19 protein-coding genes and 1 pseudogene are annotated in these 21,314 nt (G+C 42.8%); 15 read left to right on the forward strand and 5 right to left on the reverse strand.

From position 1 onward, the window contains the following. Positions 1–780 precede the first annotated feature (780 nt). Entirely contained in the window at positions 781–1,248 is a 468-nt protein-coding gene (locus GTO83_RS00280) for a flavodoxin (protein WP_180871171.1), read from the forward strand. After that, positions 1,245–1,592 carry a MerR family transcriptional regulator gene (locus GTO83_RS00285; protein ID WP_180871173.1) on the forward strand — a complete coding sequence of 116 codons (348 nt, stop codon included), beginning with the start codon at positions 1,245–1,247 and terminating at the stop codon, positions 1,590–1,592. Before GTO83_RS00280 ends, GTO83_RS00285 begins: the two co-directional genes overlap by 4 nt. 80 nt (positions 1,593–1,672) lie before the next feature. On the opposite strand, the gene GTO83_RS00290 is transcribed toward GTO83_RS00285, so the two are convergent. Further along, positions 1,673–2,317: an endonuclease III domain-containing protein gene (locus tag GTO83_RS00290; protein WP_180871174.1), complete on the reverse strand. Its 645-nt coding sequence runs from the start codon at positions 2,315–2,317 to the stop codon at positions 1,673–1,675. A 98-nt stretch (positions 2,318–2,415) separates the two neighbouring features. On the opposite strand from GTO83_RS00290, the gene GTO83_RS00295 reads away from it, so the two are divergent. The 5 genes from GTO83_RS00295 (at position 2,416) to GTO83_RS00315 (ending at position 6,553) form a co-directional block, all read left to right on the forward strand. Next, positions 2,416–3,510 (forward strand): FRG domain-containing protein, encoded by a 1,095-nt coding sequence (locus GTO83_RS00295; protein ID WP_180871176.1) that lies wholly within the window; start codon positions 2,416–2,418, stop codon positions 3,508–3,510. Continuing rightward, entirely contained in the window at positions 3,500–3,667 is a 168-nt protein-coding gene (locus tag GTO83_RS00300; protein ID WP_180871178.1) for an LPXTG cell wall anchor domain-containing protein, read from the forward strand. Before GTO83_RS00295 ends, GTO83_RS00300 begins: the two co-directional genes overlap by 11 nt. Before the next feature lie 337 nt (positions 3,668–4,004). Continuing rightward, positions 4,005–4,316, forward strand: coding sequence for a nucleotide pyrophosphohydrolase (locus tag GTO83_RS00305; protein ID WP_180871180.1), 312 nt, complete (start codon positions 4,005–4,007; stop codon positions 4,314–4,316). A 2-nt stretch (positions 4,317–4,318) separates the two neighbouring features. Continuing rightward, the gene (locus GTO83_RS00310; RefSeq protein ID WP_180871181.1) at positions 4,319–4,831 is read left to right on the forward strand and encodes a hypothetical protein; all 513 of its coding nucleotides are present in this window, start codon (positions 4,319–4,321) and stop codon (positions 4,829–4,831) included. Next, positions 4,832–6,553, forward strand: a complete 1,722-nt coding sequence (locus GTO83_RS00315) for an AarF/ABC1/UbiB kinase family protein (protein WP_180871183.1) — start codon at positions 4,832–4,834, stop codon at positions 6,551–6,553. It begins immediately after the preceding gene. A gap of 249 nt (positions 6,554–6,802) precedes the next feature. On the opposite strand, the gene GTO83_RS00320 is transcribed toward GTO83_RS00315, so the two are convergent. Next, entirely contained in the window at positions 6,803–8,233 is a 1,431-nt protein-coding gene (locus GTO83_RS00320) for a PTS transporter subunit IIC (RefSeq protein WP_180871185.1), read from the reverse strand. A gap of 173 nt (positions 8,234–8,406) precedes the next feature. Next, positions 8,407–9,434 (reverse strand): annotated as a pseudogene (locus GTO83_RS00325) (lipoate--protein ligase). A 400-nt stretch (positions 9,435–9,834) separates the two neighbouring features. Between GTO83_RS00325 and GTO83_RS00330 the strand changes: the two are divergent. The 8 genes from GTO83_RS00330 (at position 9,835) to GTO83_RS00365 (ending at position 18,810) form a co-directional block, all read left to right on the forward strand. Continuing rightward, a complete protein-coding gene (locus GTO83_RS00330; RefSeq protein WP_180871187.1) occupies positions 9,835–11,439 on the forward strand; it encodes a xylulokinase in 1,605 nt (534 codons plus the stop codon). Positions 11,440–11,451: 12 nt separating this feature from the next. Continuing rightward, positions 11,452–12,180 (forward strand): L-ribulose-5-phosphate 4-epimerase, encoded by a 729-nt coding sequence (locus tag GTO83_RS00335; protein WP_180871189.1) that lies wholly within the window; start codon positions 11,452–11,454, stop codon positions 12,178–12,180. A gap of 147 nt (positions 12,181–12,327) precedes the next feature. Further along, positions 12,328–13,413, forward strand: coding sequence for a GntR family transcriptional regulator (locus GTO83_RS00340; RefSeq protein ID WP_180871191.1), 1,086 nt, complete (start codon positions 12,328–12,330; stop codon positions 13,411–13,413). 167 nt (positions 13,414–13,580) lie between these two features. Beyond that, positions 13,581–14,948 (forward strand): sugar porter family MFS transporter, encoded by a 1,368-nt coding sequence (locus tag GTO83_RS00345; RefSeq protein WP_180871193.1) that lies wholly within the window; start codon positions 13,581–13,583, stop codon positions 14,946–14,948. A 146-nt stretch (positions 14,949–15,094) separates the two neighbouring features. Next, positions 15,095–16,516: an L-arabinose isomerase gene (araA, locus tag GTO83_RS00350; protein ID WP_180871195.1), complete on the forward strand. Its 1,422-nt coding sequence runs from the start codon at positions 15,095–15,097 to the stop codon at positions 16,514–16,516. Positions 16,517–16,725: 209 nt separating this feature from the next. Beyond that, positions 16,726–17,139, forward strand: coding sequence for an XRE family transcriptional regulator (locus GTO83_RS00355; protein ID WP_180871196.1), 414 nt, complete (start codon positions 16,726–16,728; stop codon positions 17,137–17,139). 2 nt (positions 17,140–17,141) lie between these two features. Continuing rightward, on the forward strand, positions 17,142–17,807 hold the full coding sequence (locus GTO83_RS00360; protein ID WP_180871198.1) for a Fic family protein: 666 nt from the start codon (positions 17,142–17,144) through the stop codon (positions 17,805–17,807). Between the two features lie 145 nt (positions 17,808–17,952). Further along, positions 17,953–18,810 carry an aldo/keto reductase gene (locus tag GTO83_RS00365; RefSeq protein WP_180871199.1) on the forward strand — a complete coding sequence of 286 codons (858 nt, stop codon included), beginning with the start codon at positions 17,953–17,955 and terminating at the stop codon, positions 18,808–18,810. Between the two features lie 252 nt (positions 18,811–19,062). On the opposite strand, the gene GTO83_RS00370 is transcribed toward GTO83_RS00365, so the two are convergent. Both GTO83_RS00370 and GTO83_RS00375 read right to left on the reverse strand, forming a co-directional pair. Then, complete coding sequence (locus GTO83_RS00370; protein ID WP_180871201.1) at positions 19,063–19,947, reverse strand: PfkB family carbohydrate kinase; 885 nt, start codon at positions 19,945–19,947, stop codon at positions 19,063–19,065. 2 nt (positions 19,948–19,949) lie between these two features. After that, positions 19,950–21,311, reverse strand: coding sequence for a cytosine permease (locus GTO83_RS00375; RefSeq protein ID WP_180871202.1), 1,362 nt, complete (start codon positions 21,309–21,311; stop codon positions 19,950–19,952). Positions 21,312–21,314: the final 3 nt, after the last annotated feature.

Below are 21,314 nucleotides of genomic sequence, written 5' to 3' on the forward strand. Positions count from 1 at the left end.
TCTTCCTGGGAACAGTGCACCACTTTCTCTAATTAAAATTTAATATAAACCCTACCATTTTATAATCGTAAAGTAAAGTTACGATTTAGGTTCCTTGTAGCAAGTAGTAAATCTGGATAAAATATTGTGAATTTGTGGTACTGAACCTTGCCTTGGAGTTGACTTCAAGGTCTATACTACTAGCAATTAAAGGTAGTTTAGAAGGTAATTAATTATGTAAATTACTAACCGTTGGCTGATTTCAACCTTGACAGTGATAACGATGGCATTGCTAGGAATAGCTATTAACGTTAGTCGGGCCCAGTAGGTACATGCAGATCCTAATTATTTATTTTTCAGTGTTTGGAACAACTAAAGCAATAGCTGAATAGATCCAACGTGATACAGGGGCGGATATCGTTCGCTTAGAGCGGGCTAAGCTATGATAACTGCCGATCAAGAACGACGGAAAAAGATTCATCCGGCAATTAAACATAACCTTCCCAAGCTTGATCAAACGGTAGAAAATTTGGAGGGTGGTTGATGATAGTCTTAATGGCGCTCTGGGTAGCTACAATTCACTGATTCGCTACCTTTTCAATAATTAAGGCGACTGGCAAATTAGCATGGGAGTTAGAATGCTACATAGTTTTATATGCCCGCTTTTTTGTCAGGCTGGTTAGTTAACCATTTTCAAATGGTTCATCGCCTAAAAACTTGGGCAGAGCACCATTATACAAGAATTAATCTTACAATTAAAAAACGAATGAATGACGCTGTAATCAAAAAGTAGGTGGAAAGGTGAAAGTATTAATTGCAACTTATAGTCGGTCAGGAAAAACTCAGGGAGTTGCTGAAGAATTAGCCCAAATAATCAAGGAAGCTGATATGTATCAAATTGCAGTGGCACCAGGTACATTTAATCGTGACCGGTATCAAACGGATAAAATTGCTACTGCGCAAATTCAACACCAGCAATATCCGGAACTAATAAACCCATTGCCAGCAATTGATCAATATGATCTGATTTTGGTGGGAAGTCCCGTATGGCGGGGAGCACCAGCTACCCCTGTACATACCTTTTTAAAACAAATCCAAACTTTTAAGGGGAAAGTGGCCTCATTTTACACAGATATGGGAAAAGTTGGTAGTTATGAAGAAAATTTTAGAAAGTGGGCCGGTAAATTAAAGGTCTTACCTGCTCATGAAGGTGAAAATAACTTAGCGGGATGGGTTAAAACGTTGATAATAGAAGGAGGATCGGAATGAATATTCAGCAAGTCGCGGCAGAGCTATTAATCTCCCCCGATACGATTCGACGTTGGGAGCGCCTGGGGATGATTCCACCGATCAAACGGGATAATAACGGTATTAGGAACCTCACGAAGCGTGATCTGCAATGGTTGAAATTTGCTAAATTATTACACGCAATGAATATTTCGTCGGATTTCCAAATAGAATATGTTAAGTTAGTAATGTTAGGTAAGTACGCTACTCTAGCTCGCCAAACCTTTGTCGAAGAAAAATTAGCACAACTTCAAGCTGATTACCAATGCCTGGTTAAGCAAATTAAGCAAATAGAACAGTTAGTCGAAAATGAAGAACTGGATTAATTTTGTGAACTAGGATTGAAAGTAGCGGGAGATTAGATGAGCATTAAAGTATTAATGAAAGAAGTTGGCAAGTTGGCCCGTTAATTAAGCTCTAAGTAGTCCCCAGCTAAAAAACTTTGTTCAAAGTTAGTTACCGGATGTAAAAACTGCTTACCAAATTCATCGATTAAACCGTGAAAGTCTTGGGCCATCGCCGCATCAAAACTCGGTGGAAGTTGGCAAATTCGGGCTAGGGATTGGTAGTTGGTAAGGCCAGTAATTCCCAAGCAAGTAAATAGGGTCCGAGCGTATTTATCACTGATAAAAGTGGGGCGTTCGAAAATATAAGTTAACATGACATCAGCCGTTTCATCACCAACCCCATGGAGCTCGCGGAGCTTCTTTCTGAGGTCGTGGCCAAAATGGTGATTAATTGCAGCATAGTCATATTGGAATTGGCGGAGCCAGGAAAAAACGCTAATCAAGGCTTTCGCTTTATTTTGATAAAAACCAGCAGGCCGAATAAGTGCTTGTAAATCGGTTTGCGAAAGGGTTAGCAGATCGTCGGGATTAAGATGGGTAGCCTGGCGTAATTGGGCAAGGGCGCGGTCAGCGTTGCGCCAATTGGTATTCTGAATAAGAATGGCGCCCATAATGATTTCAGCTTTTGAATCGGCGGGCCACCAACCAGACGGTCCGATCGCTTGGTGCATCTTGTGGTAAAGCTGTTCGAGGGTTAGTTTCATATTATTCCTTCCTTTACAATTAATTTGTTATCAATGGGCAAGGCGAGCAAACCATGTCATAATAGGTTAAAAGATTGTTTATGGGGGAGGCTAACCAGATGATTCACGAGATCAAGAACGTTTCTAATTATATTGAAGAAATTGAAAAATTAACTACGCTTGGTCAGCGCCAGCGATACTATTTCCGGGGGCAAGATGATGCTTTTTCCAATACCCTCCCGTCAGTTTTTCGAAGCCGAAAGTTATTAGACAACGAAGATAATCTCTTTAATGAATTTTTGATGGCCGACCCCCTGCTTTTTGAAAAGTGTCGGACTAATTTTGAACGGATGGCCTTGATGGAACATTACCACCTCCCCACTAGGTTACTTGATGTGAGTTCAAACCCCTTAATTGCGCTGTTTTTTGCGGTTAAGGGGGGTCAAGGAAACGGTGAAGTTTATATCTATAAGGATACGCCAAATCTCGACAAGTTGGCGACAATGTTAGCGGAACGGGGCTGGCCAAACTTGATTGCAGAATATGAAGATAAAAGTGGCTTGGCAAACCATGACTATTTTAAGAAAAATGCCTTTAGCAATGAAATGCAATTAGAATCGTCCTTGGCCCGGCAGTCAATGGCTGATAAGGGCGCCTTTTTCCATGCCTTACAAAGCTTTTATCAGGTTGATAATCATTACGTTACCAAGCACCAACGTCTTTGGAGCGACACCTACTTTAAATATTTTGATGAACAGACGGCCCATCACTTTAAGGAATTCCGTGAAGCTTTGCGGACGGTACCGTTTTTAAAGGTCTTTGAAGAAGCTAAGCGGGATATTCCCAGCTTTGAAAACAAACTTAATCCCTTGGAATTGATTGTTCCAAAGATTGTGACCATCAAACGAATGAGTCGGCGGATGGAAAACCAGCAAGGACTCTTCCTGTTTGTGCCCTTTATTAGTGATGAATATGATCCCGCAGTCCCAATTGATTACCATGAAGTGGAACGCCTTGCCCAACAAGCAATTGATGTCTTGAGTCTTTACCACCCTGATCACCCGGATGAAAAGGAAAAGTATATCATTCCGGCTAAATATAAGCGGGCCATCCTTGATGAATTAGCTACGTTAGGGATTGATTATAGCTTTATTTACCCTGAAGATCATGCTAAAAAGGCGGAAATGATTAAGAATCGGTATCTTGAACGTTAACTTTGGGCCAACCATGACCTTAGCGGCTTACCAACAAGCTCAAGCTACAGCCTTGCCACAAACCGGGAGCGCCGCAACTAACAGTATGACGGTGCTTGGCTTAGCCCTTGCCGGCATGTTATTTGGTGGCGTTGGCTTGAAGAAGCAACGAAACTAATTAATTTGACGGACTAAAAGTTAAAAAAACGCAAGGTTATCTCTGGTAGCCTTGCGTTTTTGGGGTCTACAATTCTTGGTTGATGGGATTTTATGTATAAAAAAAGAAGACGGCTGTCCCCCGTCTCTCAAAAAAGAAAGGACCGTCTCCATGAATAAGTATATCAAAAATCTAACGGGATTAACAGACAAATTATAGTGAGATTAGCTAATGAGTGAAATAACAATCTTGCGGTATAATGAAAAATAAAATAATGTTAGGAATCAGAGTTACAAATAATGAATCTGGGATACCAAAAAGGTAATTAAAAGGGTTTAATTCTATTGGGGGAATAAAGATGGACTATCAAGATGCGATCAAAATTATCACCGATTTTCGGAAGTCACGGCACTGGGAGAAGTACCATAATTTGAAGGATTTAGCTTTGTCAGCGAACTTGGAGGCCAGCGAAGTTCTAGAAATTTTCCAATGGGAGGATGAAAAGCAAGCCTTAACGCCAAAGGAAACAGCCCATCTAAAAGAAGAAATTGCGGATACTTTGATCTACCTTTTTTACATGTGCGATGCCTTGGGGATGGATCCTTACGCAGAGATTGCAAAGAAAATGAAAATTAACGCCCACCGCCACTGGGATCAAGACGAGGAATAAGCATGGCCTTTGAAAATGATCCCCGGACCTGGTCCTTTGCCAAGCGGGCCTTAGCAGAGTTAAAAAAGCCACGAAAACGGCAAACGAAAAAATTTTGGCGCTGTTGGGTTCAAGTTCAGTTAGCAGATGGGGAGCTTCGTTGGTATCAGCTTCCCAAAGACCTGCAAGCAGCGATCAAGGCTGAGCGAAAACTCCACCCCCAGACCTGGCAAAACTTTTTACAAGGCGCGGTAATTAACGTCCCCATTGGTGAATATCATGATGGTAAAGCGCCAATTACCTGCGGTTTAATTTGCCAGGTTAAGATGCGCCACCATCAAAAGGTGCCGAGTCATGATGTCACCCGGAGCCAATTTGTTCAACCGACCTATCTTTGCGGTTGGCCGCGGTATCATCAACTAGCTAACTACTTAAAACACGATTTTTCACCGGAAAATCAGTACCAAATTAAACATGACCTCCACCGGGTTTTAAAGCCTAAGTGGTGGTTAAAACGAAAGTTGGGAGGGATATAAATGGCAGAAGAAAGTTTATCTCCAAGGAAACGGGTTCAGCAAATTTACCAAATTTTACGGCGCCATGCTTTTTTATCTAACTTTTACCATCAGACCCACCCGGAAGAAATTTTAGCGACTTTTCAAGAGCTAGGACCAACCTTTATTAAGTTTGGCCAATTATTGTCGACCCGGCCAGATTTAATTTCACCAGCATATATCAAGGCTCTCCAGACCCTGCAAAACGATGTTCCGGCCAATGATTATGAAGCGATTGCTAAGGTCTATGAAGAATCAACGGGAAAAACAATCGCGGAAAGTTTTGCGACCTTTGAAAAAACGCCTTTTGCCTCCGCTTCAGTCGGTCAATGTCATCACGCGACCTTACATGATGGGACGCCGGTGGTAGTAAAAATCCAACACCCCGAGGTGCAACAATTAATTACCGTCGATTTGGCCCTCTTTGAACGGGCCGTACGGTTATTTAAGTACCTGCCAGCTGAAACGAGCGTCGTAAACTTTGAACAGGTCTTTCAACAACTTCGTTCCTCCCTTTTGAGCGAAGTGGACGCAATGCAAGAAGCAACGAATGGGGAAACCTTTTATGAACTAAACAATCATGATGGGATTATTCGGGTACCGAAAGTTTACCGCCAATACTGCTCGGCTAAGGTGTTAGTTAACGAAGTCATGTCGGGAAAGAGCATTAAATACCTAGTGACCCAACCAGTGCCGACGGATCCCGCTGCCGCCCAGGCCTTAGCTAAAACCAAGACCGCCTTAGCAGAAGTGCTTGTGCAAAACTTTATCAAGCAGGTCTTTGTTGATAACTTTTTCCACGCTGATCCCCACCCCGGAAATATCCTTTACTATGAAAACCCAGCGGCAACCGAACAAGTGGATGAAAAGCAACACCAAGTAGGACCAATTGACGTTACGACCACGAGGGTTAAACCAGCGATCCCGTACAATCTGGTCTACCTTGATTTTGGGATGATGGGGCGGTTAACGCCAACTTTGGCAGATGACATTGCCCAGGTAGTGCTAGCGTTAGCCCAAAAAGATGCGACGGCGGTGAGCCAAGCCGTCCTCAATGTCTGCAATGCCACCGGTGAAGTCGATGAAGCCCAGTTTAAACGGCAACTCAGTCGCTTTGTTCACCCGTATTTACGGGCTAAAATCGATGAGATCGATATGCCCCAATTTTTGTTTGCGATGACCCAACTCTGTGCCCAAAATCATCTCCAATTAAAACCGGAAGTAACCCTGCTCTTTAAGGCCTTTGGGACTTTGGAAGGTTTGATTGCTAAGCTCGATCCGGACCTATCCTTGATGGCGATTGCAACACCGTTTGCTAAGCAATATTTTAAGAATCATTTTAATCTCCGCCAAGAATTACAAGATTCCTTATGGCTGACCGGTCAATCGCTCCGGGCCTTAAACCGCCTTCCCCAACGGGCTGAACGGATCTTGACTCAGATCGAGGATGGCGAAAGCCGGGTTAATCTGCATTATCTCGGTCAGAAGCAAGTCCTCGCCAAATTAAACCAGATGCTAAATCGATTGTTAATCGTAATTATGTTGGCGGCCTTGATCCTATCTTCGTCAATTCTTGTTGTTGGTAGTCGGGGCCAAATTATCTATCGCCTCGGGGTGATTGGCTGGGTAGTGGCGATTATCATTACCCTCTTGTTAATCATCGTAAACCTTAGCCGCGCTTATCGACGGTGGCGCCAACGGTGAGCATATTCTTTTAAGTTTTCATCCGATAATAGTAAACTAAAGTTGGGCCCAAGAAAGATAGTAGTTTTTCTCTTAATGGATGTTGCTCTTAGCAGATAACTAAAATAAGCTGCCGATATTTTTTTGAAAATGCTTGTGACCTCACTTAGATATCAATGATCGTTTACAAATCCCCTCGTTACTAGTGCGCAATGGTAACGAGGGGATTTTTGAATGGTTGATTTTAAGCCGCCAGCAATAATGATGCCTTTACTTGGCCCCATCACGCGGGGCGTCGTTTTTGGTCGCCATTTTCCGGAGGTAAGCCCAGATTTGGGGGCGCCGGGTCCGTAAAAAGACGAGGGCGACTAGGTAGAGGATGATGCAAAGGCCGATCCAAAGCGGGCTTTGTGAGATGAAGGCGGCAAAGATCAAAGCGTTAAACGGCCGGGCAATTAAGTTAAAACTAGTGATTAAGACCACGCCAGTTGGTAACGTTGCCCCGTAGTGAGCAACGGCAGTGGTGTAAACGTCCCCGAGCCAGCTGGCAGCGTACAATCCCAAGCTGAACCAAACGACCCCGGTTGCGATAACCTTGAGGAGGTTTCCCCGGGTCAAAGCCACGATGGATTCAACCATGAAAGGAATGGCGATTAAGTCAACCACTGGTAAAGTCCGGTTCCCAGGTAAGATGAAGGCGAGGGCCACCATGATGGGGAGGAGGAGCATGCCGGCGATCAAGGTCGCTGTTTCACCGTAACCGACCCCGTCATCAATCCCTAAAAACCAGCGCTTTGGATCGGTAATTACCGCCTTGGAAGTGGCTTTTACCTGGTGCTTTTGGTCAATTGCTTCGGCTAAAGGAGTAAAAGCTGTGGCGAAGACTTGGGTTACCAAGGGAAAGATGGTCATAATGGCAGCGAGTTGGATGGTAAATTGGGTAATCTGCCCCCACGCTGCCATGCTACCGAGGCGCTTTAAATTACCTAAAATCCCAATTAACAAACCGAGAATCGCCCCTAAACTAGTGGGTTCGCCCAGTAAACCAAAGCGTTCCTTAAAGTGGGTTGGGGTGAAGTGAACCTTGTTAAAACCTAAGAGGTTCCATAGGGGATCGAGGATGAGGATCGGGATGACTTGCTCAATATTGTGGGGTGAAGCGACCGTCGCGTTTGGGACTTGGTAGTAAGCCGACCAGGCATCGGCTTGAACTTCGGCGAGTAAAAGGGTGACCAAAAGTAAGAAAGTCGCTAATCCAAAGGCTAAAACAAAATTATGGGTAACGACATAGGCCATCGTTGCCCAGATCATCAAGCCAAAGTTATTCCATAAATTCGAGGGCATAAAAACCTTGGTAATTCCGGTCGCAAAGAGGAGGAGCTCAATTAAAAGTCCGCCAATGAAGAAACTTAGGCCAATTGTCGAACCAAAAGCGGCTAGGGAACCGGCCTGCCAGCCAATGTCTACCACCGGTAAATGGATCCCGGTCGTTTCAACCATTTGCTTGATTAATTTCGTGACCACCGGGGTAAAGGCAGTAATCAACCAGCTAAAACCCGTTAGCCCAACCCCAGCCGCGAGGGCACTTTTGAGTGCGATCTTAAATTTAACCCCTAAAAAGCGGGCTACGATCAAGATCATTACCGGGACAATCACCGTTGCCCCAAAAGTCGTAAAGAAATGGTTTACCGCCGTTAACATCTAAGTCACCCTTTCCGTTCAAATTATTATAATTATACGGGATTAGCGAAAGGGAAGGAACCGTTTTGCTTGGTAAAAGTAAGTCAAATGTTAGCGGAGCTACCACTTATAATTCGTTAGAAAAATGATATTGTAACCTAAAAGGACTTCCGACGACCGCACTTGTAGGTTAATTACAAAATTTTCATGATCAAGGCGGCTAAATCAGCAACTGGGACGGGACTCAGATTATTATCAATATCAACTTTGCTTAAGGCGTCCTTGATGGCGTCAAAGTTATACGGTACCCCAACGAGGGCTTTTTCGATCACGGATGGATCACCGGCAGTAAAGAAGTCGCCGAAGATCTTGATTTCACTGATTTTCCGGTCAGTGACGTTAAAGTTGAAGGAAACCGTCCCGATCTTGAAGTGGTGGGAAACATAGTTAGCATAACCAGGGTTTTGTCCGAAGTTCCAATGCTTAGTCGCGAACTTGGCCTCTTGGCGGGCATCAATAATCGCCCAGTCCTGGTCAGTTAGGTGGTAAGTGGGGATATCTTCAACCTTGTCGACGCCAAACATGTGACAAAGTAAGTAGTTCTTGAAGTCTTCACTTGTCCAGTTTTGGTACTTTTCCGGAAGGTAAGGTTTAACGTTAGTAATCCGAGCATCAACGGACTTAATTCCCTTTGATTCGAGTTTGCCGATATCGGGAGTTAAAACGTGCTGAGCAACGTCATTATCGAGGTCAAACATAATGGTTCCCCCGCAGCGTAGGCATTCTTTGTCTTAACCATCGCCATCCCCGAGAATTTCTTCCCAGCGATGGCCATATCATTGCGGCCCTGCACTTCAGCCTCATGAATGCCAAGATCGTGTAGGGCAGCAACAATGGGTTCCCCGATTTGTTTGAAGTTTCGGAAGCCATCGGTATTGCCAACGACAATGTTTTCGAAAATAATGTTACCACGGTCGTGATAAACGGCCCCGCCGCCACTGGTCCGCCGCACAAGTTGAATGTTGTGTTTCTTCATGTAGTTGAGGTTGATTTCAGCGTAGGCATTTTGGTGCAGACCGATGATCACGGCAGGATCGTTGATATAACAAATTAAACCGTGGCCTTCTAGTCGGAGGTCATTGATTAAGTAAGCGTCCAAAGACTGGTTGATCATGGCGTTGTAAACAGGTTGGCCATTTCGACTCGTATCGATGAGAAACATAGACGACATCCTTTCACAAAACAATAAAGCCCTTACATTTGACTCTAGCCTACGGCGGGAAGTGGGGGATGTCAATGGTGAAAATTAGATAATTAATAGTTAGAAAAGTTATCGTTGTTCGGCGCTCATTAGATGTACAAAAAAAGGCGGACCGCTAGACCTAATCAAGCTTGATGAAGATGAAAATTTATTATTCTTAGAAAACAAACACTGTTACCCCCTACTTTCGCACCGGAACCTTACAGCCGGTGCTTTTTATTTTGTCCTTGATTGAAAACGCTTCAACAAATTATTGATCTTGTATTGATTTGTACGGACAAAAATTTTAAAATGGAATTGTTTCAAGATAAATTAATAATAAATTTAAATAAGTTCAATAAATTGCGTGAGGTGAAAAACGGTGGAACGCGAAGCAGTAAAACAAGCAATTGAACAAGGGCAAACGGCCTTAGGGATTGAATTTGGTTCAACAACGATCAAAGCAGTTTTAGTAACCCAGGACTTCCAAGTGGTTGCCAGTGGCTCATATGTCTGGGAAAACGAACTCGATCATCATATTTGGACGTACCCATTAGCCAAAGTTTGGGAAGGGGTCCAGACCAGTTACGCTAAGTTAGCCGCTGAAGTCAAGGAGCAATACGGCTTAGCTTTGACTAAGATTGGCTCAATCGGGATTAGTGCCATGATGCACGGTTACCTGGCCTTTGATAAGGAAGATAACTTACTCGTACCTTTCCGGACATGGCGAAACAACATTACTGGTGAGGCCGCTGCTAAGTTAACTGACCTCTTCGGTTTTAATATTCCAGAACGGTGGAGCATCGCTCACTTGTATCAAGCCATCTTAAACCAAGAAGATCACGTTAAGGATCTTGCCTTCATCACCACCCTGGATGGCTATGTAACCTGGCAATTGACGGGGGAAAAGACGACGGGGATTGGGGATGCTTCTGGGATGTTCCCAATTGATGAAGCAACCCATGATTATGATGCCCGCATGCTCGACCAATTTGCGGCCTTACCAGAAGTGGCCCAATTTGATTGGCAAATTACGGCGCTCTTACCAAAGGTTCTCCTTGCTGGAGAAACGGCAGGTCATTTAACGGCGGCCGGGGCCAAGTTACTCGATCCAAGTGGTCAGCTTGAACCGGGGGCTCTCTTTGCCCCATCAGAAGGGGATGCCGGCACTGGGATGGTTGCAACAAACGCGGTCCGGAAACGGACGGGGAACGTTTCAATCGGGACGTCTGCCTTTTCAATGGTTGTTCTTGACCAAGCCTTGAACCAAGTGCACCGTGACATTGACGTGGTTACGACACCGGATGGGGCCCCAGTTGCGATGGTGCACACTAACAACTGCTCTTCGGATATTAATGCCTGGGCTAACGTTTTCAACCAATTTGCGCGCTTAATTGGGGTTGATTTAAAGCCAAATGAACTCTACGAAAAGCTCTTTGATGCTTCACTTCGGGGAGAACAAGATGCGGGGGGCTTAGTCAATTTTGCTTACCTTTCTGGGGAAAACATCACGCGGGTGCAAGAAGGACGGCCGATGTTGGTCCGCAAGCCTGATAGTAACTTCTCCTTGGCCAACCTCTTTAAGGTCCAACTATACTCGGCCTTTGCGCCCTTAAAGATTGGGATGGATATTCTTTTGCGGGAAGAACATATCCGGACGGACTCCTTAGTTGCCCAAGGGGGGCTCTTTAAGACGCCAGTCGTGGCGCAACAAGTCCTAGCAGATGCCCTAGACACTCCAATTACGGTTATGAGTAACGCTGGTCAAGGGGGCCCGTGGGGGATGGCAGTCCTCGCGCTTTACGCTGCTGATCACCGGGGAAAGAACCTAGCTGATTACCTGGACCAAGAAGTCTTTGTTAACAGCGAAAGTGCCACCTTAGCACCAGAACCAGCCAGTGTTAAGGGTTACGAACAATTTATTGATAACTACAAGCAAGCGATGCCAGCTGAACAAAAGGCTGGTGAAACAATGAAGTTGGATTAGGGGGATTTAAGGATGCTCGAAGAATTAAAACAAGAAGTCTATGAAGCCAATATGCAACTACCGAAGCTGGGGTTAGTAACCTTTACTTGGGGGAATGTATCCGGGATTGACCGCGAAAAGGGCCTTTACGTTATCAAGCCATCTGGGGTGCCATATGACGAATTAAAACCTAGTGACATGGTGGTAGTTAACCTTGACGGAGAAGTCGTTGAAGGGGACTACAATCCCTCTTCCGATACCCCAACCCACACTTATTTGTACAACCACTTCCCAAAGATCGGGGGGATTGTCCATACGCACTCACCATGGGCAGTTGCCTTTGCGGCCGCTAAGTTGGATATTCCAGCTATGAACACGACCCATGCCGATACCTTCTACACCGATATTCCAGCGGCTGATGCCTTAACCAAGGAAGAAATCAAAGAAGATTACGAAGGTAACACCGGGAAGACAATCGTCAAGACCTTTAAGGAACGTGGCTTAGACTACGAAGCAACCCCTGGGACCTTAGTCTCCCAACACGGCCCATTTACTTGGGGAGCAACCCCAGCTAAGGCGGTCTACAACGCTAAGGTCCTTGAAGTTGTGGCTGAAGAAGACTACCACACGATGCAAATGACGATGGATAATTCGCGCCTACCACAATATCTCTTGGATAAGCACTATTACCGCAAGCACGGGGCTAATGCCTACTACGGTCAAAATAACGCCCACTCCAAAGATCATGCAAAACATGCCTAGGGAATAGTTTGGAATGATAACTGAGAAGCTCACTTGGCTAGTTAGCTGAGTGAGTTTTTATTTTACTAGTTGTGTTTTTAGTTGACAATGGGGGCGTGATCTGCGTTATCATGTACTAACATTACATCAAAGAAAACGGGGAGTACCATGGCGGAAATTAAGTATGAAGTTGTAAAGAAAGGAATTAAGGAGGCGATTGAGCGGGGCGATTACCAAGTTGGTGATAAGTTACCAACCGAGTCCGACCTAATGGTGAAATACCAAGTTAGTCGTTATACTGTCCGTCGGGCAGTTGGCGAATTACAAAATGATCATTACGTATATCGGATTCAAGGTGGGGGGATGTACGTTGATGATTGGCAAGATAGTTCAACTAAGCGGGTCATTAATAACAAGATGATTGGGGTTATTACGACTCATCTTGCTGATTACATCTTCCCAAGCATTATTTCCGGGATTGACCGGGCAGTTTCAGCACGGGGGTACTCATTGATTATTAGTAATACCCATAATAATCGAGAAAAAGAGGCCCAGAGCTTAAAACGGATGTTGGATAACCAAGTTGCCGGATTGATTATCGAACCAACACAAAGTGCGATGCCAGACCCTAACATTGAGCTTTACCAAAAAATTGAAGATGCTAAAATTCCAACGGTTTTTATTAATGCCCATTATTCAGAATTAAATGCGCCATACCTTGAAACAAAGGATATGGAAGCTGAAGCAGCAATGACGAGTTACCTAATTGATCAGGGACACAAGCAAATTTTAGGGATTTTCCAGGTTGATGATATGCAAGGAACTCACCGGATGCGTGGCTTTATTAATGCCTATATGGAACATCCAGAAATTTCATATCTAAATAAAACAATTATGTATCAATCTGGCCAAGATATGAGTAAGGTCTTCAAACACGTTTCAGACATTATGAGCGCTCCGGATCATCCAACGGCAGTGATTTGTTACAATGATGAATTAGCAATCCAAATTATGGACGTGATTCGTTCATTAAACCTACGAATTCCTGAAGATGTAAGTATTACTGGTTGCGACGATTTTGTGCTTGGTCGGTATCTCAAACCACGTTTAACAACCTTAGAGCACCCGAAAGAAAAAATGGGGCTTGATGCAGGCTCGATGATTGTAAAATTGATCGAAGGGGAAACCGTAGAATCGATAAAGTATGATATGCCACCACACTTCAATGAATCAGTAGTTGCAAATAAAGATTAAGATAGCGAGGCTTTGCAGATCTATTAGTTAGATTTGTAAAGCCTTTTTAATATTTGTTTGTTATTTGTATTGAATTTATTCGGGCAATTTGATATCATTTGTTATGAAATCGCTTACGACTTATTAACACCTATTAGGACGAATTTCTTAATGGAGGGTAGGTCGAAATGAACAAGACTATCTCGAATAAATTTATTTACTTCTTCGGCTCATTTGGGGGAATCCTGTTTGGTTATGACATTGGGGTTATGACCGGGGCACTCCCATTCTTACAAGTTGATTGGCACTTAGCAGGCAATGCATCAATTGTTGGTTGGATTACTTCGGCAGTTATGTTTGGGGCAATCTTTGGGGGTGCACTTGCCGGACAACTTTCAGACCACTTAGGGCGGCGGAAAGTTATTCTTTACTCAGCAATTATTTTTGCCCTTGGTTCAATTCTTTCCGGGATTTCACCACACAATGGTGCTTTATTCTTAGTGATTGTCCGGATCTTCTTAGGACTTGCCGTTGGGGCGGCGTCAGCCTTAGTTCCAGCTTATATGTCTGAAATGGCACCTGCCAAGATGCGGGGGCGGCTTTCCGGATTGAACCAGACGATGATTGTTTCTGGGATGTTGTTATCTTACATTATGGACTTTGTTTTGAAGGACTTGCCAGGTGCTTGGGCATGGCGGGCAATGTTAGCCTTAGCTGCAGTACCAGCCTTTATCCTTTACTTTGGGGTTCTTCGTTTGCCTGAATCACCACGGTTCTTGCTTCAAAACGGAGACGAAGAAAGTGCTCGCCACGTGTTGGGGATGATTCGTTCTTCCCAACAAGAGATTGAAGACGAAATCAACCAAATTAAGAGCACTGCTAAAGAAGAAAAAGCAGCTGCTTCACATGTTAGCTACAAGATGCTCTTCTCTAAGAAGTACCGCTACTTGGTTATTGCTGGGGTTGGGGTGGCCACTTTCCAACAATTCCAAGGTGCTAACGCTATTTTCTACTACATTCCACTAATTGTTGAAAAAGCCACTGGGAATGCCGCAAGTTCTGCTTTGATGTGGCCAATTATCCAAGGGGTTATCTTAGTCCTTGGTTCCTTGCTCTTCATCGCCATTGCTGACAAGATTAAGCGGCGGACGTTGATTATGATGGGTGGGACCGTAATGGCCTTATCCTTCCTGTTACCATCAATCATTCACTACATGGTTCCGCACACGAACCCAATGATGATTGTTGTCTTCTTGAGTATCTATGTTGCTTTCTACTCCTTTACTTGGGCACCACTTACTTGGGTTATTGTTGGGGAAATTTTCCCACTTGCCATTCGTGGTCGGGCAGCCGGATTAGCTTCATCCATGAACTGGGTTGGTTCCTGGTTTGTCGGATTAATTTTCCCAATCATGACTGGTGTGATGTCACAAGAAGCCGTCTTCGCAATCTTTGGGATCATCTGTGTCCTTGGGGTTATCTTTGTAAAGACCTGTGTTCCAGAAACGCAAGGGAAGACGTTGGAAGAAATTGAAGCTCAGGGTACCCACAAATAATAAATTACGTATAAATTGCAAAAACAACTTGATTTATACGGATAAATATTTTACAATGCAAATTGTAAGCGATTTACAAATTATTAACTATTAATTGACAGCGTTTATTAGTAATAGGCAAAACGTAATAAAGGGGATTATCAAACATGCGTAATGTAGATTACAAGTTCTGGTTTGTTGTTGGTAGTCAACCACTTTATGGTCCAGAAGCTTTGGAACAAGTGGAAAAGGATGCCAAGGAAATTGTTAAGGGTTTAAACGAAAGCGGTAAGCTTGACTACCCAGTTGAATTTAAGTTGGTTGCTACGACGGCTGATAGCATTACGAAGTTTATGAAGGAAGCTAATTTCAACGATGAAGTTGCCGGGGTAATTACCTGGATGCACACCTTCTCACCAGCTAAGAATTGGATTCGGGGAACGCAATTATTGCAAAAGCCATTGCTTCACTTGGCAACCCAATTCTTGAACAACATCCCATTCGATTCAATCGACATGGATTACATGAACTTAAACCAAAGTGCTCACGGTGACCGGGAATATGCTTACATCAACTCTCGTCTCCACATTCCAGCCGCTTCGGTTTACGGTTGGTGGGGCGATGAAGATGTTCAAAAGCAAATCGCTGACTGGCAACACGTGGCCATCGCCTACAACGAAAGCTTCCACATTCGGATTGCTCGTTTTGGGGACACGATGCGTGACGTTGCCGTTACTGAAGGTGACAAGGTTGCTGCTCAAATTAAGCTTGGCTGGACGGTTGACTATTATCCAACGAACGAATTAGTTGATGTGGTTAACGCTATCGCTGAAGACGATATTGACAAGGCTTACGCTGACCTCGAAAAGAAGTTTGACTTGGTTGAAGGGGACAACGACCATGACAAGTACGTGCACTCCGTTCGTTACCAACTTCGTGAATACCTCGGGATCAAGAAGTTCTTGGATGATAATGGTTACGACGCCTTTACTGATAACTTCCAAGACTTGAAGGGCTTAGAACAATTACCTGGTTTGGCAGTTCAACTCTTGATGATCGATGGCTACGGCTTCGGTCCAGAAGGAGACTTTAAGATGGCCGGGTTAACCCGCTTATTGAAGATCGCTGCTGACAACAAGCAAACGGCTTTGATGGAAGACTACACGCTTGACCTTCGTCATGGCCACGAAGCTATCATGGGCTCCCACATGCTTGAAGTTGATCCAACCTTGGCTTCTGACAAGCCACGGATTGAAGTTCACCCATTGGACATTGGTGGTAAGGCTGACCCAGCTCGGCTTGTCTTCACTGGTTCCGAAGGCAAGGGCTACGACATCACCTTGTCCTACTTCGACGATGGCTACAAGTTCATCGGCTACCCAGTTGACTGCAAGACGCCAGAAGCTGAAATGCCAAAGCTTCCAGTTGCTAAGCAAATGTGGACGCCAGAAATCGGCTTAGCTGAAGGTGCTAAGGCTTGGATGAAGAATGGTGGGGGTCACCACACTGTCCTTACCCTTTCCTTGAGCGAAGAACAATTGAAGCAATTAGCTGACCTCTTTGGGGTTGACTTCATTAGCATCAAGTAGTTAATTACCTCCTAGCTAATCTGATAACGGTTTAATCACGTTCTTTAAAAATACAAATATTTTCGTTATAAATTAAGCTAACACCGTCTTGGCTAGTCACATAGGCTAGTAAGACGGTGTTTTTAGTCTATATACAATCCATTGTACAAAAATGCAAAATATTGTAGAAAGGCCGTTTTTTAGGATATAATTAACCTTGAGGTGATAGTATGGCAATGACGATCGATGAATTTTTACAGATTAACCAATTAACGGCCGCTGACGTTGCTAGAGCTTCTGGTATCCGGCCGACTACTTTAAGTGCGGCTTTTAAGCGGCCGGTGACTACTTGGACGGTTAAGATTATTAATGCCTTAGCTTTAGCTAGCCACAAGGATCCTGGTAGTGTCTTGTCAGAGCTGCAAAAGCCAAGCTTTAAATTAGTAATTGACCGGGAAAATCTCACTATCCAAGGGGTTAAATTTGAAAATAGATTTGATTTTCAAGTTGTTGAGTTTGCAGTAAAAAGTAATGTGATGGAAGGTTGGGAACCAAGTCGGGAAAATGTCCTGAGTTTAAAGCGAACGCTTAAAGAGCCTAATCCTAAGTATGAAGCTCAATTCAACGACATTTTTGGTGATTAAAAGTGAAGAATATTGATCAAGAACTAAAAGCGAAATTTCAATATTCAAATGGGACGTTACGAAATAAGTTAGGTATACAACGACAAAGTGAATTGATGAAAGTTGAGTATCAAACTGTTTCGGAAAAAACAGTTTTTTTATTTAGCCACTATCAAAAAATTCGACCAATCAAAAGTATTAATGACTTGGCTAAGATTCATAAATTTTTATATGGTGACCTTTACGATTGGGCTGGTGAATTTAGAAATTATGAATTAGCAAAAGATGGTACTAACTTCATGTTGTCGCATAGTTTTCCTGAAGCTATTAAGGCAATTAATGATCTAATACAGGATATTCAACGCGATCGTAAACCTAGTGTTTCACAGTATGCACAATTGTTAGATTACTTAAATTACTTTCATCCCTTTAGGGAAGGTAATGGTAGGTCAACAAAAACTCTCTTAGTTATTATGGCAGCTCAAAAGGGGCAATATCTAAACTATAATCGTCAAGATGAACAAGTGATTGAAGCGTTAAAAAATGCTGATGTTAAGCAACTTGAAAAATTTATCCGGATGGAAACATTAGCAGACAAAAATAAAATTATGGAGCTAGCTGCTCAGCAACAAATTAGTGATTACAAGAAGAAGTTTTTGAAGCAGAGAAGCAAACGTAGGCGACCATAAATTAGAAGCGTGTCATATCTAAATATCTTCGTTTTAAATTAAGCCAACACCGTCTTGGCTAGTGACATAGGCTAGTAAGACGGTGTTTTTAGTATTTTTCCGGATAAATTTGTTATACTAAGAAAAACGCTTTGAGGAGGAAAAAATGGATATTACCAACAATCTAATTACCCTGGCAGATGGGAACCAGATGCCGCAAGAAGGGTTCGGAATTTATAAGATTACCGACCAAACTGAATTAACTAATTCCGTGCATGCCGCTTATGAAGCGGGTTACCGGTTATTTGATACGGCCCAAATGTATCAAAATGAAGACTTGTTGGGGAAAGCCTTAGCGGACCTTGATGTTTCCCGGGATAATCTTTTTATTGCCACTAAGGTCAATGAAGCAAACCAAGGTTATGAATCAGCGATTGCTTCGGTCAAAGAATCCCTTAAGAAGTTAAAGATGGACTATGTGGACCTATTAATGGTGCACTGGCCAATCAATACCGAGTTTTTCAACACTTGGCGAGCTTTTGAAGAGCTGAAAAAAGAAGGTTTAACCCGGTCCATCGGGGTCAGCAATTACGGGATGATTCACTTGCAATACCTCGCTACGCAAGCTCATGAGATGCCGGTGATTAATCAAATTGAATGTCATCCATGGCTCAATCAAAAGCCATTGTTGAAGTTTGACCAGGAAAATCATATTGTCACCCAAGCCTGGTCGCCACTAGGCCGGGGCCAAATCTTGGATCACCCAATCTTGCAAGCAATTGCGGCCGCCCACGGTAAAACCCCAGCTCAAGTAGTCTTGCGGTGGCACCTTCAAAATGGGGTAGCGATTATTCCAAAGTCAGTCCATCCAAGTCGGATTAAAGAAAATGCCGATATCTATGATTTTGAATTAAGTGATGCCGAAATCGCTAAGATCGAAACAATTAACTGGAACCACCGAATTAGTAAGGAACCCGAAATGGTTTATGAATTTGGGGAACAATATCCGTACAAGAAGAAATAATTAAAAAAACAGTCCGTCGCTTAAAAATTGCGAAGGGCTGATTTTGGCTAAATGGCACCCGACAGATCTAGAATTTTGCGCAAAAAATATTTTTATCGCGTAGCTTTCCAGATCTGTCGGGTGTTGTTTTTGGAATTTTGCTAAGCTTGTTGCCTAGACATTGTTCTAAAAGCTAATCACTTACAATTGAGGGTATATCGTTAAGTAGTTCGACCACTATATAAGGTATACAACTGTTAGAAAAATGATTATTTAAAGACTACCTGATTCTTGCTGGATAACTAGTGAAGAAAGTCGATTTCCTAACAGACAAGCATCGTTAAGTGAGTATCCCTTAAGCAAACCAGCAATAACACCCCCGCAGTGGGTGTCACCGGCACCAATTGTATTTACTACTTTACCAACCTTTGATGCCGGGATTAGCTTTCCACCGGTCTTATCAAAACTAAAGCAACCGCTAGATCCAAGGGTAATCAGTACAGGAGATTGTGTTTTGTTAAAAATTTCAATCGCTTGTTCTTCAATTGAATTTTTGGAACTAAGAATTCCAATTTCATCTGAATTTGCATTAATAATTGTACCAGGTGAAAGAAGTCGATCTATGATCCGTGTGTCAAGATGTGCAATTCTAGGAGAAGCATCGAAGAAGATTTGTGCATCAGCATTACGCTTTTCTAAGTAATCAAGAATCTTAATTGCTGAATAAGTATTTTCCAGCTCATAACCACTCAAGTAAATGTATTTATAGTCTGAGAGATTAAATTTAGTAAACCATGAAGTGCTAAATTTTTGCTCTATTCCAGGAACAGTAATAAAGGAGCGTTCACCGCTAGGTTCAACTAGGCAAAGATCCCATCCATTATCTAATCGGTTATCTTCAACTAAAATCGGAATGTCTTCTTTGATCATAGTCTCACGAACTGATTTTGCATATTGGCCATTGCCAACGGGAACAAAGAGATCGACCTTATTTTTATTAAGAGCGTATCTTGTTGCTCCATAAACATTGAATGCACAGCCGCCAACGCTTAAGTTTTTCATCTTTGCAGTAACATCACCGCCAGATTTAGGAATATTAGGGACGTTAACAATTATATCAACAAAAACTGCGCCAATAATAAGTGCTTTTTTTGTCATAATTATTCAGCTTCTTCCGTATGAATAAATAGAGCAAAGGTTACCATTAAAATAATAGCGGCAATACCAGATACAAAAACAGCGAGAGAACTATTGTTGTAGAAGATACCATATGCAAATGGTCCACGATAAGCAGCATTTGAGGTAAATAAGAATCCGAAGATAGTTGCAATGATCCAGGAAATAATACCAGGCCAGTTATAATGGTTCTTCGAATCGGCTTCCATTAATTTGACGTTGTAGCCGTTCTGACGGTAAAGAACATTATCTACTAAGAAAATAGCAACCCACGAAGCTAAACAGATTCCTAAGAAGTTTAAGAATAATTCGAAGTTACTTAAAAAGTTACCTGAGATAAATAAAACATAAACTGAAACAATAGTAATGATAATAGCATGCAAAGTTAAGGATGTTTTCTGCGAGACATTAATACCAATAGTTTGTAAGTTAATACGAGCAGAACGAAAGGAAACCAAACATTGAGGAATAATACCACCAGCAGCGACAAGAAAGTATAAGAAACCAAACCAACCAGGGATAGCACCATACATAGCTTGATATGGGTCACTAGCTGTTGCAAGAGTAGGTGAAATCGTGCTTAGAAGAACCCCACCAGCCATTAAAATAAATAACGGGGTTGCAGCACCGAGTGTGGTATTCCAGAAAGTGGCAGAAGGAGCGGTTTCTGGACGAACATAAGCACCCCAGTCAGCAGCTGCCATTGACCATGAAATACTTGAACCAGCTGCAACAAAAGCAACAGCTGGTAACCAACTAGTTACCCAATTACCACTGTGCATTTCAAGAGCAACTTTCCAGTTTGCATTAATGAGAAACGTTATTAACATTACTAGTGTAAGAACACCAAAAATCCAGCTTAACCAGGTTTGGATTTTGGCTAGTGTAGCCTCTTTGAAAATACCTGAGAAGAAAACAAGACCAGCGAAAACGATTAAACAAATTAACTTTGTAAAACTGTTTTGTGGTATGTGTATTGTTTTAAGCATTGCTGAAAATAGTAGGGTACCGGTAATAACATTAACAGCTAACCAGCCAACCATGTTTAACCAGGCCATGAAATTAGGGATCTTATTACCATGCGTTCCATATGCTACACGACTTAATTTAAACGTCGTTACACCTTCCCGTTGACCAATCATTGCAATCCAACCAGGAATAGCAAATGTTAATGCCCCAATTAGGGAAGCTGTCATTGACTGAAAGAAAGATAAATGATAACTAACGATGATAGCGCCATAAACAAACCCCATAATACCAATATTTGCAGCAAACCAATTATAGAAAAGTTTTCCAGGGCTTAAAGTTTTATCAGTTTCAGGAACCTTTACAAAATCATTATCCATGAT

The sequence above is a fragment of the Lactobacillus sp. 3B(2020) genome (assembly GCF_013487845.1).
Taxonomy (GTDB): domain Bacteria; phylum Bacillota; class Bacilli; order Lactobacillales; family Lactobacillaceae; genus Limosilactobacillus; species Limosilactobacillus alvi.

Bases quoted from the DNA above. Each gene is read 5' to 3' on its own strand.
- GTO83_RS00285 (WP_180871173.1), top strand. From the start codon at position 1,245: ATGAATATTCAGCAAGTCGCGGCAGAGCTATTAATCTCCCCCGATACG.
- GTO83_RS00290 (WP_180871174.1), bottom strand. From the start codon at position 2,317: ATGAAACTAACCCTCGAACAGCTTTACCACAAGATGCACCAAGCGATC.
- GTO83_RS00295 (WP_180871176.1), top strand. From the start codon at position 2,416: ATGATTCACGAGATCAAGAACGTTTCTAATTATATTGAAGAAATTGAA.
- GTO83_RS00305 (WP_180871180.1), top strand. From the start codon at position 4,005: ATGGACTATCAAGATGCGATCAAAATTATCACCGATTTTCGGAAGTCA.
- GTO83_RS00310 (WP_180871181.1), top strand. From the start codon at position 4,319: ATGGCCTTTGAAAATGATCCCCGGACCTGGTCCTTTGCCAAGCGGGCC.
- GTO83_RS00315 (WP_180871183.1), top strand. From the start codon at position 4,832: ATGGCAGAAGAAAGTTTATCTCCAAGGAAACGGGTTCAGCAAATTTAC.
- GTO83_RS00320 (WP_180871185.1), bottom strand. From the start codon at position 8,233: ATGTTAACGGCGGTAAACCATTTCTTTACGACTTTTGGGGCAACGGTG.
- GTO83_RS00335 (WP_180871189.1), top strand. From the start codon at position 11,452: ATGCTCGAAGAATTAAAACAAGAAGTCTATGAAGCCAATATGCAACTA.
- GTO83_RS00340 (WP_180871191.1), top strand. From the start codon at position 12,328: ATGGCGGAAATTAAGTATGAAGTTGTAAAGAAAGGAATTAAGGAGGCG.
- GTO83_RS00345 (WP_180871193.1), top strand. From the start codon at position 13,581: ATGAACAAGACTATCTCGAATAAATTTATTTACTTCTTCGGCTCATTT.
- araA (WP_180871195.1), top strand. From the start codon at position 15,095: ATGCGTAATGTAGATTACAAGTTCTGGTTTGTTGTTGGTAGTCAACCA.
- GTO83_RS00355 (WP_180871196.1), top strand. From the start codon at position 16,726: ATGGCAATGACGATCGATGAATTTTTACAGATTAACCAATTAACGGCC.
- GTO83_RS00365 (WP_180871199.1), top strand. From the start codon at position 17,953: ATGGATATTACCAACAATCTAATTACCCTGGCAGATGGGAACCAGATG.
- GTO83_RS00370 (WP_180871201.1), bottom strand. From the start codon at position 19,947: ATGACAAAAAAAGCACTTATTATTGGCGCAGTTTTTGTTGATATAATT.
- GTO83_RS00375 (WP_180871202.1), bottom strand. From the start codon at position 21,311: ATGGATAATGATTTTGTAAAGGTTCCTGAAACTGATAAAACTTTAAGC.